11 protein-coding genes are annotated in these 17,765 nt (G+C 60.2%); 6 read left to right on the top strand and 5 right to left on the bottom strand.

Annotated features, from left to right (window positions below; translation table 11 throughout):
- Window positions 1-3: 3 nt before the first annotated feature.
- Complete coding sequence (locus tag HKD28_RS06455) at window positions 4-195, bottom strand: hypothetical protein (RefSeq protein WP_194267607.1); 192 nt, start codon at window positions 193-195, stop codon at window positions 4-6.
- A gap of 30 nt (window positions 196-225) precedes the next feature.
- Between HKD28_RS06455 and rpsA the strand changes: the two genes are divergently transcribed.
- The 4 genes from rpsA to HKD28_RS06475 all read left to right on the top strand — a co-directional run bounded on the left by rpsA (window position 226) and on the right by HKD28_RS06475 (window position 9,631).
- Window positions 226-1,938, top strand: a complete 1,713-nt coding sequence (gene rpsA / locus HKD28_RS06460; RefSeq protein WP_099286339.1) for a 30S ribosomal protein S1 — start codon at window positions 226-228, stop codon at window positions 1,936-1,938.
- A 243-nt stretch (window positions 1,939-2,181) separates the two neighbouring features.
- Window positions 2,182-5,529 (top strand): glycosyltransferase family protein, encoded by a 3,348-nt coding sequence (locus HKD28_RS06465; protein WP_194267608.1) that lies wholly within the window; start codon window positions 2,182-2,184, stop codon window positions 5,527-5,529.
- A gap of 25 nt (window positions 5,530-5,554) precedes the next feature.
- The gene (locus HKD28_RS06470; protein ID WP_194267609.1) at window positions 5,555-8,545 is read left to right on the top strand and encodes a glycosyltransferase; all 2,991 of its coding nucleotides are present in this window, start codon (window positions 5,555-5,557) and stop codon (window positions 8,543-8,545) included.
- A gap of 117 nt (window positions 8,546-8,662) precedes the next feature.
- Window positions 8,663-9,631: a CgeB family protein gene (locus HKD28_RS06475; protein WP_194267690.1), complete on the top strand. Its 969-nt coding sequence runs from the start codon at window positions 8,663-8,665 to the stop codon at window positions 9,629-9,631.
- Between the two features lie 74 nt (window positions 9,632-9,705).
- Here HKD28_RS06475 and HKD28_RS06480 read toward each other — a convergent pair whose 3' ends face one another.
- Window positions 9,706-12,405: a M16 family metallopeptidase gene (locus HKD28_RS06480; protein WP_194267610.1), complete on the bottom strand. Its 2,700-nt coding sequence runs from the start codon at window positions 12,403-12,405 to the stop codon at window positions 9,706-9,708.
- Between the two features lie 165 nt (window positions 12,406-12,570).
- On the opposite strand from HKD28_RS06480, the gene HKD28_RS06485 reads away from it, so the two are divergent.
- Window positions 12,571-13,101, top strand: a complete 531-nt coding sequence (locus tag HKD28_RS06485) for a hypothetical protein (protein ID WP_194267611.1) — start codon at window positions 12,571-12,573, stop codon at window positions 13,099-13,101.
- A gap of 47 nt (window positions 13,102-13,148) precedes the next feature.
- Window positions 13,149-14,189 (top strand): glycosyltransferase, encoded by a 1,041-nt coding sequence (locus HKD28_RS06490; RefSeq protein ID WP_194267612.1) that lies wholly within the window; start codon window positions 13,149-13,151, stop codon window positions 14,187-14,189.
- 3 nt (window positions 14,190-14,192) lie between these two features.
- Here HKD28_RS06490 and HKD28_RS06495 read toward each other — a convergent pair whose 3' ends face one another.
- The 3 genes from HKD28_RS06495 to HKD28_RS06505 form a co-directional block, all read right to left on the bottom strand.
- On the bottom strand, window positions 14,193-14,786 hold the full coding sequence (locus tag HKD28_RS06495; protein WP_194267613.1) for a DUF4339 domain-containing protein: 594 nt from the start codon (window positions 14,784-14,786) through the stop codon (window positions 14,193-14,195).
- A 187-nt stretch (window positions 14,787-14,973) separates the two neighbouring features.
- The gene (locus HKD28_RS06500; protein ID WP_194267614.1) at window positions 14,974-17,289 is read right to left on the bottom strand and encodes a xanthine dehydrogenase family protein molybdopterin-binding subunit; all 2,316 of its coding nucleotides are present in this window, start codon (window positions 17,287-17,289) and stop codon (window positions 14,974-14,976) included.
- Window positions 17,282-17,758, bottom strand: a complete 477-nt coding sequence (locus HKD28_RS06505; RefSeq protein ID WP_062031771.1) for a (2Fe-2S)-binding protein — start codon at window positions 17,756-17,758, stop codon at window positions 17,282-17,284. Before HKD28_RS06505 ends, HKD28_RS06500 begins: the two co-directional genes overlap by 8 nt.
- Window positions 17,759-17,765 lie beyond the last annotated feature (7 nt).

Below are 17,765 nucleotides of genomic sequence, written 5' to 3' on the forward strand. Positions count from 1 at the left end.
TTTTTATTGACACCACGCCCCCGTAGGGTGTTGGTGCAGCGTATCGCCCGCCTCGAAGGGGAGGGCGATGGTCTGTTCCCGCGTCTGGCGGGCAGGTCTAACAGCCAACAACCCGATCTGACCGTTTAGCGGCGGCGGGGAGACGTCCGGTCCATTACTGGGTCTGGCGCAGACGTGGACATCCGCTCCGGTCATGGAACGGGCGTCCGGGAATATCGTATCTACATGGCTTCAGCCACTCAGAACACCTCGACCGATCGCGGTTTCGAGGATTTTGCAGCCCTTCTCGACGAGACCCTGGGTCGCGATACCGGCTTTGAAGGCTCGGTTGTCACGGGCCGTGTTGTCCGCCTGACCGATGAATTCGCCATCGTCGATGTCGGCCTCAAGAGCGAAGGCCGCGTTTCCCTTAAGGAATTCGGTCCGGCCGGCGTTGCTCCGGACGTGAAGCCGGGCGATGTTGTCGAGCTTTATGTCGAGCGTTACGAAGACCGTGACGGCTCCATCGTCCTGTCGCGCGAGAAGGCTCGTCGTGAAGAGGCATGGACCGCTCTAGAGCGTGCATTCGGCAACAACCAGCGCGTCAACGGCACGATCTACGGTCGCGTCAAGGGTGGCTTCACGGTTGATCTCGGTGGCGCCATGGCGTTCCTTCCGGGCAGCCAGGTCGATATCCGTCCGGTTCGTGACGTCGGGCCCCTGATGGGTCATCCGCAGCCGTTCCAGATCCTCAAGATGGACCGCGCTCGTGGCAACATCGTTGTCTCGCGTCGTGCCGTTCTTGAAGAGACCCGTGCGGAACAGCGCTCCGAGCTGATCCAGGGCCTGAAGGAAGGCATGATCCTCGACGGCGTCGTCAAGAACATCACCGACTACGGTGCGTTCGTTGACCTCGGCGGCGTTGACGGCCTCCTGCATGTCACGGACATCGCCTGGAAGCGTATCAACCACCCGTCCGAAGCGCTGCAGATCGGTCAGCCGGTTCGCGTGCAGGTCATCCGCTTCAACTCCGATACGCAGCGTATCTCCCTAGGCATGAAGCAGCTTGAAGCTGATCCCTGGGAAAACGTCGCCATCAAGTATCCGGCTGGAGCACGCTTCACGGGCCGCGTCACGAACATCACCGATTACGGTGCATTCGTGGAGCTGGAGCCGGGCGTCGAAGGTCTGGTGCACGTTTCCGAAATGTCCTGGACGAAGAAGAACGTCCATCCGGGCAAGATCGTCGCCACTTCGCAGGAAGTCGACGTCATGGTTCTGGACGTGGACAGCTCCAAGCGTCGCATCTCCCTCGGTCTCAAGCAGGTTCAGCGCAACCCTTGGGAACAGTTCGAGGAAGAGCACAAGGTCGGTTCGATCATCGAAGGCGAGATCCGCAACATCACCGAGTTCGGTCTGTTCGTTGGTCTTTCCGCAGACATCGACGGCATGGTTCACATGTCCGATCTCTCTTGGGACGAAGCCGGCGAAGCAGCCATGGCGCACTACGAGAAGGGCCAGATCGTCAAGGCCAAGGTTCTCGATGTGGATCCCGAGAAAGAGCGTATCTCCTTGGGCATCAAGCAGCTTCAGGAAGATCCGGCAGCTGACACCCTGTCCCGCGTTCAGAAGGGTGCTGTCGTGACCTGCGTCGTGACCGCTGTTCAGAGCAACGGGATCGAAGTGAAGGTTGATGACGTCCTGCAGGGCTTCATCCGTCGCGCTGAACTGGCCCGTGACAAGGCCGAGCAGCGTCCGGAGCGTTTCGCAGTCGGTGAAAAGGTTGACGCCAAGGTCGTCTCCGTTGACCGCGCGTCGCGCAAGCTGGCTCTGACGATCCGCGGCCGTGAGGTCGAGGAAGACAAGGCTGCCATCAACGAGTACGGGTCTTCTGACTCCGGCGCGTCCCTGGGTGATATCCTGGGTGCCGCCATCCGCCGTCGCAACACGGACGCCTGAGCATCTGCACAGGCCACCGAAAGAGGTTTTCCTCTTTCGGTCGGAGAATAAAGGGTCGCTTCGGCGGCCCTTTTTTTATTAAAAATTCATTCTTTTGCGGTGGGCTTTTTCTTAAACGTGTCATCCGCTACACAAGAAGATGCGTTGAGAAAAAAATACCGTAAACGGAAGGCATGCTCTGCTGAAATCCGGACGGCTGGCCAATATTGAATATGGGAGTGGGCGTCAGCGCCCAGGAGATTGATGGCGGTCATTTACAACACGAACTATACCCACAATCCCAATTCCTATCTGACATTGGCCGTACAGCGGGCGGCTCAGGCGCTTTTCGGCAAAGACAATGTCGCGGTTGCAGACAACATGAGCCTTGCGGGGATCGCCGCTTCAGGTGGACATGATGTCCTGATCTGTCTGGACGCCCAGCGCATCAATCTTCCGCTGATCCGTCGGGTCCGTCCTGCTTTCAAAACCATGATCCTCTGGACGTTTGAAGATCCTTTCATGCGGGATTTCAATGTCGAGAATGCCGAGCTTTTTGACTTTGTCTTCACGAATGACCCGTCCTGCGCCGAATACTATCATGGCAAGGGACATTACCTTCCCCTGGCTGCCAGCCCGTCGATCCATGAACGGAGCGTGCTTCCCGCTGACGCTCTGGAATACGATATTTTCTTTGCGGGGACGATGTGGCCCAATCGCGTCCATACCCTGCGCAAGGTCATTGCGGCGTTCCCCGATGCCCGGCTCAAGCTGGTCTGTCCGACCAACGAGTTCCTGCCGCCTCTGCCAGCCGATCTGGCGGCTCTCGCCATTCAGCGTCCTATCAGCCATGAGGCTTTCATAGATTTCGCGAATGTCAGCGCCGTTACTCTGACCATGTTCCGCGATTACGCGAGCCATGGCGAGGTCAGTCAGGCGACGGCGCCCGGCCCGCGTTTCTTCGAACTCGCTCTGGCGGGCGCGGCGCAGGTCGTGGAAGCTCCGGAAAGTATGGACGCCGCCCATTTCGAGACAGTGAATGGCATTGAACTGGCCCGGGATGCCAATCAGGTTGTGGCTGCCATCGCAAAGCTGCTCAAGCAGAAAGGCGCGCGTCGCAATGCTGCGCTGGCCGCGCAGAAGTCGGTTCTGTCGCAGCATCTTTACGAACATCGACTTGAGAAAATCCGCAGTATTACCGGAGCCGATTTTGGCCGTCGCACCCATGCGATTGCGCCGCTGCACCGGCGCAGGCGGCTGCGGGTGCTGATGTGCACACATTCCACAATTCATGAGCAAGCATGGGGCGGTGTGGAGGTCTATCAGCAGGGTCTTTGCACGCTGCTGGCGCGTGACGTAGAGTATTTCTACTGGTTGCGTCGCGGAAACTTCTGCCGCCTGACAACAGCCAATGGTCACGAACTGGAGCGTTTTGACGTCCCGGAAGTGGGCTGGCAGGACGCGATGTGTGATGCGCCCGAAGAAATGGCGTTTTCAAGCGTTCTCAGTCAGTACAACATTGATCTCGTCCATTTCCAGCATCTGGGCCACCATGCCCTGTCGCTGCCGATCATTGCCAAGGCAAATGGCACGGGCGTGATTTTCTCCGCCCATGATTTCTGGCTGCTCTCCGCACGGTATAACCTGCTCAACCATGAGTTGCGTTATGTCGAAGACGAGATTCGTTCCGTTCTCGCGGCTGACATTACCCTCAAGGCGTCAGAAAATGTGGAACATGGTGGGGAGCAGACTCGCCGCGCCTTCGTGGCGAAGATGCTGCACTCGGTTGATGCCATCCTGTTCGGGACGGTTCATTCGCGTAATCTGACGCATGAGATCTATCCGGTTCTCGATAGCAAGCGCAGCCTCGTGATGGGTATTCCGAGCCCGGACAATACGGTTCCGGTTCTGAGAAAAGCGTATCAACCTCTCGGGGAACGCCCTCTTGGCGTCGCGATTGTCGGAAATTTCCTGCGGACCAAGGGTGCAGATACGATCCTCAGTCTGATCGAGATTGCGCATCCGGATCATTTCGTTTTTCATATTTTCGGATATCTGAGCCCGGAATATGAGGCGGTGCTGACGGCTGTCCCGCGTGCGAATGTCAAGATTTATGGCCGTTACGACATGGGGGACATTGATGCGCTGAAAGTCGCGGATGTCGCACTGAACCTGTCGATCTGGCCCGAAACATATTGCATTTCCCTCTCCGAAGCATGGCAGAACGGGCTTATTCCCATCGTTACGGATGTCGGGGCTCTGGGAGACCGCGTCGAAGACGGTGTCAACGGTTTCAAGGTTCCCATCAGCCGTCCCAGCATGGTGCTTGAGCGTCTGGAGCTTCTGCGTTCTTCCGAGCCGCTGCGCCGTCAGATCATGCAGAACATTACGCCCGCGCTCTGGACCCATGCGCGTGACTATGCGGACGAGCTTCTCGCCCTTTATCACGATACGGCCCCGCGGCGTGAAATGGGCGTGTCCGAGCTACGTCTGGATGCCGGGCAGGTTCACCTGCTGCCGCATGCATCATGGCGTCATCAGGCTCCGCCGCGTCATATTTTCGACCCCCCGACCGCCCGTGACCTGTCTGTGGAGCTGCCGGTCGCGATTTCGGACTGGTTCTCCGTGCAGGGTGCGGAGTGCTACATCGACGATATCTGCCATCATGTTTTCTCCGGTCTGGAGGAAGACGTTTTCCAGGGGGCGTCCGAGTTCCATATCCGGGGCTGGATGATCCTTCCCGGTGTGAGTTCTGCCGGACAGATGTTCACGGTTCTGATCGGCGAAGATCCGGATAGTCCGATGATTTTTCTGGAATGCCAACGCGAAATCAGGGGCGATATCGCGGAGCTTTTCGTCGATGCACCCCGGCGTGCCGGTTTCTCGGGGAAGGTCGCGTTGCGTGGCAAATGGTGTGAAGGGTGTTTCCGCGTCGGTCTGATCAATGTGATCAACGGTCAGGGTGCGTTCCAGTTGACTCCGATTCAGATCGAGGTTGAAGGCGGCCAGATCCGGGACATTGCCCGCAGTGTTCCGTCGAACGATCTTGTCCTGTCTGACTTCCATCGTGTTTCTCACAGCGATGGTCTGATGCGGAATGTCAAACTGTCCGGTGTCGGCAAACACCCGATGCATCCGTACACGGCGGGTGCTCTGGAGTATTTCATCGACGAGTTCAGTGGGCTGATCGGTGATCTCTCTCTTCCCTCCGATCCTGAATCTCCTCTGGTGGTCTGCGGATGGATATTCTTCCGTAATCTGTCCCGAGCCGGGCAGGTTTATGGCGGTCTGGTTTCGGAAAGTCGGGAGGAAATCATCTTCTTTGCGATGGACCGGGTAGCCCGAACCGATGTCGGCAAGGTTCACCGGGACGCGCCTCTCTGCGTCGGGTTCAGAGGGGAGTTCCTGCCGCGCGAAGGCTATGCGCTTCCGCTCGACGGTGTCTATCGCTTCATTCTCGTGAACGTCGTGGGAGATGTGTACGGATCGAGAATGACGGATATCGTCGTGACATTTGCCGAGGGGGCTGTCCTGACGGTCGAACGGACGGACGTGCAACCCCATGACGTCGAGCGTGCCGAGCGTCTTCTCGCGACAAAGATCATTTCCTGACCTGCGAGCGGGAGGCTTGCCCCTGATGTCTGAAAGTGTTGCAGCGCCACTGTCAGAGAAGCGTATCCCCAGATGGTCCCGCTTTGATGCGCAGTGGTATCTGTTGCGCTATCCCGAGGTTCGGGACTGGATGCGGGAAGAGGGGCAGGAGGGGCCGTATGAGTTCTATCAGCAGACGGGCCAGCGTTACGGACATTCTCCCAATCGGTATTTTGACGAGGTGTGGTATCGCGAGACCCACAAGGATGTGCGTCAGGGTCTCATCCGTGAAGAGTGGGCGTCAGGGTTTGAGCACTATATCGCGACGGGTTACAAAACCCACGCGCCACACTGGCTGTTTGATGAACCGGGTTATCGCCGCCGCTATCCGGAGCTGACACAGCGTTTTCTGGCCGAAAACGGGTTTCGCAACGGTTACGATCATTTTCTTGAGATCGGCGAAAGTCATTACTACCGGGGGCATTATTTCTTCGATGATGAACTCTGCCGGGAACTGGCGCTGACATTTCCGGATCATTTTGACAGCCGGATTGGCCTGTTCGGCTCCTGGCTTGGTCTGCCGGCGCATGTTGCCGATGCTGGACGCGTGTCCTGGTATTTCGATCCGGTGTGGTATCTGACGCGTTATCCCGAAGTCCGTCAGGAGATCGCCGCCGGGCATTATTCAAGCGCGCTTCATCATTACCTGACGAATGAAACGCCCCGGCTTTTTGATCCTCAGGAGTTCTTTTCCGAACAGTTCTACGCTTCGGCCCATCCCGACATCCTTCCGTCGCTGGAGCATGGTTTTTTTCGTAACGGTTATGATCATTTCGTCCGTTACGGTGCGCAGGAAGGCCGTATTCCGCAGGCAGGCGTGGATCTTGCGGCCCATATGTCGCAGACGCAGGTCCGCAACGATGTGCGCAATCGTCTGTATGACAGCGCGTTTGCCCATCTTGTGGCGGGGCGCACGGGTCTGGGCGAGGGTCGGATGGCGGCTCTTGCGGCTGTTTCCGCCATTCCAGAGGAACAGTCCCGGACGCTGTTCGAACGTGAGGCCAAAGCCATCCTCCCGTCTCTGGTCCGTCATCCGCTGGATTTCACCGTTCATGGCGTGCCCGAAGTCAGTGTGCTGATGGTGGTTTATGACCGGATCGCCCTGACGGCACAGGCGCTGGCATCCCTGCGTGCCAACTATGGCGGAAATATTCAACTCATCCTGGTGGACTCCGGTTCTCATGACCAGACGCGCCATATCGGCCGGATGGTGCGTGGTGCCACGGTCCTGCGCTTCAGGCATAACATCGGATATCTTCAGGGCTGTAATCTTGCGCTGGAAAAAGCGGAAGCGCCGCTTACATTGTATCTGAACAACGATATCCGCCTTTATCCCGATGCCATTCTGCATGCCCTGAAGCGCTTTCATGGGCAACCTGATATCGGGGCTGTCGGCGGCAAACTGATCCGGACAAACATGCGTCTTCAGGAAGCCGGATCGATCATCTGGCGGGACGGAGCGACCTACGGCTATCTGCGTGAGGACGACCCGAACCTGACGAGCGCCAATTTTGTCCGGGACGTGGATTATTGTTCAGCCGCTTTTCTGATGGTGCGGACTGCACTACTGCGTCGTCTTGGCGGATATGATCCGCGTTACATGCCCGCTTATTTTGAGGATGCGGATCTGTGTGTGCGGATTCTCAAGGCTGGGAAGCGGATTGTCTATGATCCGAGCGTGGTCATCGAGCATCTGGAATTCGGAAGTTCAGGTGCGGCCGGATCTCATGCCCTGATCCGCGGTAACCTGAAAACCTTTGCGCGTCTGCAACAGGATTTCCTGCGGCATCAGCAGCCCGCCCATATCCGCAATGCCGTGCTTGGCCGTGAACATCGCGTCAGCCAGCGCAGGAGAATTCTTTTCATCGAGGATCGTCTGCCGCTGCGTCGTCTGGGGTCGGGGTATGTTCGCTCCAACGACATCATCCGCGAGATGACGGCTCTTGGGTATCAGGTGACGGTTTTTCCCGTTCTGCTGCGGGATCAGACATCTATCGACCTGTTCGGGGATTTTCCCGAAACGGTGGAACTGATCGTCGACCGTAATTTTTCCAGCTTTGCCGATTTTATTCAGGAACGTGTGGGATATTACGATCTGGTCTGGATCGGCCGCACGCATAATCTGGAACGCCTTCTGCCGCTGCTCAATGAATCAAGCCGCTATCTTCCGGTCGCCGGACCAGTTCTGGATACGGAGGTGATTGCCACGCCGCGGACGCTGGAGCGGATACGGATTCTGGGCCTTCCGGCTCCGGAGATCAGTTTCGACGAGATGCTTCAGCAGGAACTGGACTGTGCCCGTTTCTGTCAGAAGGTCCTGACGGTGACGGCCCATGATGCCGAACTGGCGCGCCGCGCGGGTTGTGTGAATGTCTCGGTACTTGGACATGAGCTGAGCCCCCAGCCGACCCCCGCCCCGTTCGAGAACCGTCACAACATCCTGTTCTTTGGCGCGATTCATGACGAGGGTGCCCCCAACCATGACAGTCTTGTCTGGTTCGTGGAGAGCGTTCTGCCTCTTTTGGACAGGGTTTTGCCGCCGGATGTCCATTTTACGATTGCGGGTTTTGTCGGGCCGGATGTGGATATGACGGTCTTTTCGACAAACAGCCGGGTCGAGATCGTGGGGCCTGTCGGGGATCCGCGGGAGCTGTTCGATCGGCACAGGGTTTTTGTCGCGCCGACGCGGTTTGCGGGGGGTATTCCCTTCAAGGTCCATGAAGCAGCGTCTTATGGTCTGCCGCAGGTCGTGACGACGTTGCTTCAACAGCAGCTTGGCTGGGCTGAGGGTGCCGAGATTCTGGCAGCTCCGGCGGATGATCCGCAGGCTTTCGCGGCGGCTGTGGAACGGCTTTATCGGGACGGAGAACTGTGGGAGACTCTGCGCAGCGGGGCCCTTGCGGCTGTCGAGCGGGACTGTTCTCCGGCCGATTTCCGACAGACACTCTCTGAGATTGTTCAGAGCTGCATGGCATGACGGACCGGATACGACCGGTTTTAGAAGTTTGGGGAGAGCAGGAAGGTTATGGACGCAGTGAATGATACGGTCGTGGACGTCGAAAACGTCAGCGTGACGGATAGCGCACCAGCCGGCATGACCGGCCGGGTGCTCGTCTGTAGCGGTGGGCGGTATGAAAGTCAGGCCAACACGCAGATCCGCGAGTCCATCATGGATGGCTGGGCGGACTGTTTTGGTGAGGAAAATGTCACGGCCGTTCATATCTCGGCCGCAGCCAGCTCCATCCGGTTCCTCAAGCCGACGATCGTTTTTGCCATCGGTTCCTATCTTCCTGAAAGCACCTATTTCGGGGAGGTTTGCCGAGAGGCGAAGAAGATCGGCGCCGTCACGGTCTTCTGGGCGACCGAAGACCCCTATGAGCAGGATGCGAACTATCGCATTGCCGACGATTTCGATGTGATTTTCTCCTGTGATCGCTGGGGCCATAATTTCTACCAGCGCGAGAGGGTGTTTCATCTGCCGCTGGCGGCGAGCCCGAAGCTGCATTACGGCGAAATCGAAGATCATGCGGAAAAGACGATCGACGTTCTGTTCTGTGGTGTTGCGTTCACCAATCGCAAGGATATCGTCCGCAATCTTCTGCCAGCATTGCGGGATCTGAACATCAAGATCGTCGGGCCGGGCTGGGGGGAACTGGGGATCGGGTTCTCCGATGCCCGGATCGAGAAGTCCCAGCTTGTCGAGCTGTATCGCCGGTCCAAGCTGGTGCTGAATCTGGGGCGCTCGCTGAGCTTCGAGAACAAGCGTTTCATCATTGCGCCTTCCACGCCGGGGCCGCGGACCTTCGAGGCTGCGCTGGCCGGGGCGTTTCAGGTGTTCCATGAGGACACCCATGAAATCCGTCGTTATTATTCGGCTGATGAAATCCCGGTTTTCTCGAACCGTGTTGATTTCGAACGACTGGTTGCGACCTATCTCAACAACAACGAACTGCGTGTGAAGATGGCGCGCAAGGCGCAGGCGCGGACGCAGGCCGAGCATCTGTACCGGCACCGCATTCAGTATGCGCTGCGTGTTCTGAAAGACGAGGGCCTGATCGACTGACGCTCGTTCAGGACGACCCTCATAAAAAAGGCCGCGGAACTGCTTCCGCGGCCTTTTTTCGTTTGAAAGCCGGTTCAGTTCGGCTGTGGGCCCATGACGATCTGGGCGAGATCGGTCGGGCGGACCCATTTGCGGAAAGCAGCCTGCACCTGTTGTGGGGTCATGTCATAGATGGCCTGCGCGGCCTTGGCCTGACTGTCGAGCGGCAGGTCCAGCGCGATCAGGGACAGATAGCTTCCGGCCAGGGCGCTGAAGCTGGCGCGGGACATGGGCTGGCTGCGCAGAAGGGTCGCCTTGGCGAGGTCGAGGCTTTCCTGCGAGACGGGGGTGGTCCGCATGTTTTCGACGTCCTTGACGGCAAGTGCGCGGGCCTTGCTGACCTTGTCCGGATCAGCGCCGAACGTAATGCCGAAGCCGCTGCGGGTGCGGGAATAATTGAAACCGCTTCCGGCGCCGTAAACATAGCCCGTCTTGACGCGCAGATCCTGCATCAGGCGCGAGGAGAACCCGTCTCCGAGGATCGTGTTACCGACGGCAAGGGCGTGACGATCCGGGTCGGTTACTTTCATGCCGATGGTCTCGACGAGTTTGACTTCGTCCTGTGAACGGCCCGGATCCGCGACCACGGCCTGAGAGGCGCGGCTGAGGGGGATTGCAGGCAGATCGACGTCAGGCTTGGGCCCTGTGGCCTTCCAGCCGCCGAACGCCTTTTCGACGTCTGCTTTTGCGGCCTCGGGGGTGATGTCGCCGACGATGACGATGGTGGTCAGGTCCGGGCGATAGGTGTGGGCATAGTAGGCCTGAACGTCCGCCAGTGTGAGCTTGCTGATCGTGGCAGGCGTGGCTTCACGCAAGGTCGGGTCCTGCGGGGGAACGAGCGCCTTGCGGGCGGCGCGGCCGAAACGGTAGCCGGGCGACTGAAGTTCACCGGCCTGCGCCTGCGCGGCCTGCATCTGGGTGACGCGGAAGGCCTTTTCCGGGAAAGCCGGGTTCAGCTCGTGATCGGCCAGCAGGGCGAGGCCCTTTTCGAAGTTCGGCGTCAGCGTGCTCAGTGAGAAGGACGGACCGGCTTCTTCGTCTGCCGAAAGGTCATCGAGCGCGCGGGCGAGGGCCAGACGGTCATGCGTTTTGCTGCCGTAGAGGAACATCTGCTGCGTGACGTCTGCCACGCCTTCCTGCCCGGCAGGCTGTTCGAGGTCCGCGTTCTGGCGGATGCTGCCGATCAGTTCGATCGTATGGCTGACATGTTCGGGCTGGACGAGAAGATGCAGTCCGTTGGGGAGCGTGTATGTCGTGGGCAGAGGTGCTGCGGCAGGGATCGTCAGACGGGCAAGAGCCTGCTGCGCCCAGTCCGGCAGGGTGACTTTGCCCGCAGGGGGGGTATTGAAGGATTCCGCACCGCCGAAGCCCTTCTGGCCCACAGGTTTGCCCGAAGCGCTTGGCGTCAGGGTCGCGCTGATGGCATGGGCCGGATCGAGCAGTTTTTTCGCCAGCGCGTCGACCTGTTCCTTCGTGACGCTGCGGAAAGCGGCGAGCATGTCCTGCGGATCGTTCAGATGCTGGATGGCAACGGCCTGAGACCAGCTTTCGGCGAGGCCGGAAATGCTGTTGGCGTTGAACTCAAGCGCTGCGATTTCCTTGCGGCGGGCGGCTTCGATCAGTTCGGCCGGGATGCCATGCGTGCGGAAATTTTCCATGATGGCCGCAACGGCCGTCCGCAGTCCGTCGGGATTGGCCCCCTTGGGGAAGCCGGCATACACGACGCCCAGCCCGGCCTGTGCGTCGGGATCATACATGAAGCCCGTATCCAGCGCCTTGCCTTCAGGCACGAGGGCGAACAGGGCGGCGCGCTGGCTGCTGATGGCGTCTGCGAGCAGGGTTGTCGCCGCATAATCGGGGTCGCGTTGTCCCGGCATCCGCCATGCCATCGTCACAAGACCAATCGGCAGGTCGGTGTCGAGGGAAATGCTCTGGGCCTTGGCCGGGGTCGGGGAGACGGTGCCGCGTTCGGGAAGGGTGTTGGCCGGAATGCTGCCGAAAGCGGCCTCGACCTTTTTCAGCGTTTCCTGTGGGTCCACGTCTCCGGTGATGACCAGAACGGCGTTGTTGGGCGTGTACCATGTGTCATAGAATTTTTTCAGCAGCGGAGCAGTGGTCGCGTCAAAGGACGGGCGCGTGCCGAGAGCGTCGTGTTCATAGGGTGTGCCCGCGTACAGGGCGGCGCGGATCTGCGAGAGATAGCGATAGATCGGGCTGGAGAGATCGCGCGAGACTTCCTGTTCGATCGCGCCTTTCTCATGCGCCCATTCGGCTTCGGTAATGTTCAGGCCGCGCATCCGTCCGGCCTCGATTTTCAGCAGAACGTCCAGATCGCTGGCGGGGGCCTTGAAGTAATATTGCGTGACGTCAGAGGTCGTGTCGGCGTTGTCGTTGTTGCCGAGCTGCGCGCTGATGGTGGAAAGCTGGTCGCGCGAGAGAGTTTTTGAGCCGTTGAACATCATGTGTTCGAGCGCATGGGCTGTACCGGGAAAGCCTTTTGGCGCATTCACGGAGCCCGTCTCGTAATTCAGCATGGTCTGCACGACCGGCGCGAGTGTGTCGCGCACCACGATGACCCGCAATCCATTGGACAGTGTTGCCCTCGTGACCGTCGCCGGAGCGGCACTCGCCACTGGTGCCGCTTCAGGGGCGGCATGCGCGCCCGCCAGAACCGGAGGGGCAAGCATGGTGGCTGCCAGCAGCGACAGGCGGGAGAGACGGGAGAGTGCGGACATTGGTTCAGAACTTTCCTGAGGAGAAACGTATCTTCACAAAAGAGTAAAGCTGTTGCGTCGGTTTCTGTCCACCATGTGTAACCCGTGTCTGAAGCGCTGTATCTGACGGCCGGATGAAGAAAAAATTATGTGCAGCAGAGCGGAGAGGCGGATAAAGTATGTGTGATGACTTTACCTGAACGCATTGCCCAAGTGGATGACTGGCTGCTCGACCGGCTGTTCCAGCCTCTGGCGGATCGTCTTCCAGCGCGTCTGACGCCGCTCCATCTCGGCCTGAGCTGTCAGCTCGGGGCGTTGATGCTGGAAGGGCTTTCTCTTTTGCTGCCGATGCTGCTGTTCGGGGCCAGTCTGGGCAACATGATCGACAGTACGCTGATCTGGTGCGTCAGTCTGGCGTTCTTTTTGGGGATGCGGCGTTCCGCGCCGATGGTGCGGCCCGGGATGCTCAATCCGCTGCGTCCGCTGCTTCGGGCCATGCGGCTGCTGTCTCTGGCCTTTCTGGGGTACCAGCTGTTCCGGGGGCTGGGCGCGCCCGATTTCATCTGGCTGGTGACGCAGCTGACGACGATTTCCCAGCTTCTCTTTACGATTGGTCTTTATCTGGTGGCCTGCCAGCCGCGTCCGCCGTTCCAGCGCATGTCCAGCCGTAGTGGCCCGGTCATTGAAGGCGTCTGGGGCACGGCCGGGGGGCGGTGAACTCCTGACATCCGGTTTCTTCGCCACGCCCATCAAGGAACACGCGCGTGACATCCCGACTGCGAATTCTGCATTGTCTCTCGACCCGGGAATTTGCGGGAACGGAGCGACATCTTGCGGAACTCTCCGCCATTCAGGCGCGGAGCCATGACGTCACGCTGCTTCTGGAACGCAGGACGACCGATGCGCGCACGGGCGGGGACATTCAGGGGTTTCTGTGTCCTGATGTAAAAATCGTGCGGGCTGGGCGTGCAGGTTATCTACCCGCACTGGCCGCGGAGCTTCGCAGCGGGCGGCACGATATTGTTCATACCCATCTCGGGCGGGCCTCTGCCCGGGCGAGCTGGCTGCGCCGGGCGGGGCTTGCGGGCTCGGTGCCTGTCGTTGCGACGTTGCATACCTCCTATCGCGGTCGCAGCTATGGCACGCATGACGGGCTGGTCTGTATCGCGTCCTGGCAGCGCGATGTTCTGCCGGAACGACAGCGCGAAGCCTGTGCGCTGATCCCCAACTGGACGGTTCCTCCCCACTCCACGGCGGCATGTCGGGCGGCATTGCGGGAGCGGATACGGCTTGAGTGGCGGATTCCTGAGGGCGGGGTCGTGATCGGGGCAGCCGGTCGGATGGTTGAGGAAAAGAATTTCCAGCTTCTGATAAAGGCGTGGAAACAGGCCGGTCTCAGACCCGAGACCCGGCTGGTTCTGGTCGGGGATGGCCCGGAGCGGTGTGCGCTGCAAAAAGCGGCGCAGGGCCGGGCAGACATTCTTTTCACCGGCTATCGCACGGACATGCCTGATCTTCTGGCCGCGTTCGATGCGTTCGTCGTGCCCTCACGTCACGAACCGTTCGGGCTGGTGCTGCTGGAAGCCATGGAGGCCGGGTTGCCGGTCTGTGCGACGGCGGCGGGTGGGGTGAAGGATATTCTGGCAGATGCACCGGAATGTTTGCTGCCGTCCGGTTGTCTGGAGGCGCTGATGGCCGGGTTGCGGCGTCTTGAAGCTGCGGCGCCGCGTCAGTGGGATATGTCCCGTTACCGGATCGCCACGGCAGCCAGTAGTGTCGAGGCTTTTTACCGCCGGTACTGCTGAACCTTACAGTTCGTAGTAGCGGCGGGAGACGTAATCCGACAGGCCGACATCCGGGAAGATGTGCCACCCCGTGGTGAGCGCGGGAACGAACTCGCAGAGAAACACCAGAACCGACAGGAAAAAGAGCAGCATGCCGTGTCCGACACTCTGGATGCGGCGCCAGAAATAAAGCGGTGGTAGCAGAATCCACAGGATCGTGCCGGGGCGAAAACCGGCAGCGAGCAGGCTGCGACGGTCCATGACGAGAGCCATGTAGAAAATGCCGATGCTCACGATCATGGATGCAAAATTGCTGGCGAAATCAGGGACGAGTCCGAAACCCTGAAGGACACTGACCGCCATGCTGCCGAAAAACGGTCCGATCAGACTGAGCCAGAGCCAGCGGTTCGAGATCAGGCTGGCCGGGAGGGCCGGAGGGACGCCTTCGGGTTGCGGAGGCCAGAAGACGCAGCTTCCGGCCGGGTGCCATTCACCGCCGAAATCCTCGGTCCAGCACAGGGTGGAGTGCCCGATGATGCCTTCGGTCACGAGGGCTTTCATGCCGTCTGCGGACACCGGTCCCTTCCGGGTGCCATGGTCTTCGTAAAACCAGCTCACAGTTTGTCCTTTTCCCGGCGGCGCATCGTTCGGGGCCTATTGGGTCCAGAACACTGCAGTCTGTCACGACTTTCGGGGGGCTTGGCAAGACCCTCCTGCCCGGATGACGGGTTCGGGCCTGTGGTCCTGTATGAAAAAGGCCGCAGTCCCGGCTGGGGCTACGGCCTTTTCCTGATTGGCTGACGGCTTAGCGTGGGTGCTGTTGCAGTTCGCGGCGCACATCGGCTGGGCGCATCGGCAGATGCCGCAGGCGGATGCCGACGGCGTTGAAGATCGCATTGCCAATGGCAGGCGCGACAACCGTAACACCCGGCTCACCAAGGCCCGTGGGCTTTTCGGTGTTCTGGACGAACTCGATGTCCATCTCCGGTACGTCGGGGAGACGCAGCGGGGTGTAGGTGTTGAGGTTGCGATCCTTGATCGTGCCATCGACGATTTCGGTGCCCTCGAACATGGCCATGCTGAGGCCCCACAGCGCCGCGCCTTCGGTCTGGGCGAGTGCGCCGCCCGGATCAACGATAATTCCGGCATCCAGCACCAGCCAGAGTTTCTGGCAGGTAACGACGCCCGTCTTGCGATCGACATGAACCTGCGCCGCACCGGCCGTCCAGGTCGGCATGCCGCGTTCCTGACCGAAGCTGGTGGCGATGCCGATGGCCGTATCGTCGGGAAGCTGTTCCTTGCCGTAACCGATCTTGTCAGCCAGACGCTGGAGCACGGCGGCCTGACGCTTGGCGCCGCCTACGGAGTTCGGAGCCTGACCGGCGTTACGGCCCTGCGCCGTGAACATGGACAGACGGAATTCCAGCGGGTCCTGCTTCGTGGAATGAGCGACCTCGTCGAGGAAGCATTCCAGCGCCCAGGGCGTCCAGCCAGCGCTGACCGAACGCAGCCAGCCGGGACGGAATGTAGCGTTGGCAAGATCGTTGCTGACGGCGCGGACGCGCGTCGGGCCTGTGTCATACCAGTGATCCGCGCCTGCGATGGCGAACGGATCGTATTTCTTCCCGTCTTCAGCCGTGGCGAGGAAGGCCGGAGCCATGACCTGGGTTGGCCAGCCCGCGACCGCGACATAGTCCATGGTCGTGATCTTTTTGCGATCGTTGTCGAGCGCGACCTTGATGTTCTGAAAGGACGGGGAGCGGATGGAGTCCAGCTCCATGTCGTCGGAGCGCGTCAGGATCAGCTTGACCGGCGCGCCTCCGATGGCTTTGGAAGCCAGAGCGGCCGGGATGCAGTAATCGCCGTTCAGACGGCGCCCGAAGCCACCGCCGAGCATATAGGTGCGCATGACGACCTGCTCTTCGGGAACCTGAAGCGACTTGGCGAGCTGCGGCAGAATGAGGGACTGCCACTGGTTGCCGGTATGAACTTCCCACATGCCGTCGATATGACGCGCCACGGCATTGACCGGCTCAAGCTGGTAATGTGCGACGGATGCGCAGGTATAGCTGCGTTCGAAGACCTGATTGGGATGGATCGCAAGCGCTTCGTCCACACCCTTGTCGTTGAAGACGCAGGCGCCGTTCTTCGGATTGAGCGTCAGCTTGCGGCCATGTTCGATAATGTCCGCTTCGGAGACATGGATCGTCGGGCCGGGATTCCACTGCACTTTCAGGGCGTCGGCGGCGCGGATCGCAGCGGGATAGGTCTTGGCCAGCGCCACGACCCAGCCCGGAACGATTCCGGACGGGTCGTCCAGAACCACATAGCGCTCATAGCCGGGAATTTTCTTCGCGGCGCTGTCGTCCACGGAGACGACCTTCGAGGCATAGCGCGTCGGCGGCATTTTCGGGCGGCCATACACCATGCCGTCCAGTTTGACGTCGATGCCGTAAATGGCCTTGCCGGTCGTTTTGTCCGGGATGTCGAGCGCCGGAACCGGCTTGCTGATGAGGCGGCGGTCCGCGACCGGCTTGAGCGGCAGCTTCGCCATGTCTTCGGGTGTGAAGGTCCGGGTCGGCTTGGCGCGGGCCACGATGTCGCCGAAGGACACGCTCTTGCCACCAGCAGAAACAACGCCTTCGCTGACGGTGCAGCGTTCCGGCGTCGTGCCGAGCAGTTTGGCGCCTTCTTCAAGCATTACACTGCGGGCTGCGGCACCGGCCTGACGGAAGGTGTCCCATGTGTCCCAGACGGACCAGGACCCACCGGTGACATACTTTCCGGCCCATTTGGGCGCGGTGTCGACCTCGGTAATCTTGATCTTGTCCCAGCTCGCGTCCATTTCGTCCGCGATGATGCGGGCGAGCGCGGTGCCGACATGCTGGCCCATTTCGGCGCGCACGATGTTGACGTTGATCGCGCCGTCAGGGGCGATGGCGCACCAGATGTTCGGCTCGAACGCAGCTTCCGGCGGCATCGGGGAGGGCAGCGTTACGGCGGCACCGGCCTTGCGGGCGAAACCGAACATCAGCCCGCCACCAGTGGCCGTCATCAGGAAGTTGCGGCGGGAGAGGCGCGCGGCGTCGCTCTTTTTCGCAATCTGTTCGATTTTAGCCATTGTTGGCGCCTTCCTGCTGCTTGGAAGCAGCTTCCTTGATGGCCTTGCGAATGCGGATATAGGTCATGCAGCGACAGAGGCTGCCGCCCATCACGCCGTCGATCTGATCGTCCGTCGGGTTCGGATAGTCCTTCAGGAGGCTTGCGGCCTGCATGATCTGACCGGACTGGCAGTAGCCGCACTGCGGCACCTGCTGATCCCGCCAGGCGACCTGCACGACGTGATTGCCTTCCGGGTCCAGCCCTTCAATCGTGGTGATCGAAGCGCCTTCCACGGCGGAAAGCGGCGTGATGCAGGAGCGGGTGGCGCGGCCGCCGACATGGACGGTGCAGGCACCGCATTCGCCGATACCGCAGCCGAACTTGGTGCCGGTCATGTTCAGGTCGTCACGGATGACCCAGAGCAGGGGGGTGTCTGCCGGGGCGTCGACCGTAACGGGCTGTCCGTTGAGTTCAAATTTCGTGGTCATGTCCTGT

The sequence above is a fragment of the Gluconobacter cadivus genome (assembly GCF_015244745.1).
Classification (GTDB): domain Bacteria; phylum Pseudomonadota; class Alphaproteobacteria; order Acetobacterales; family Acetobacteraceae; genus Gluconobacter; species Gluconobacter cadivus.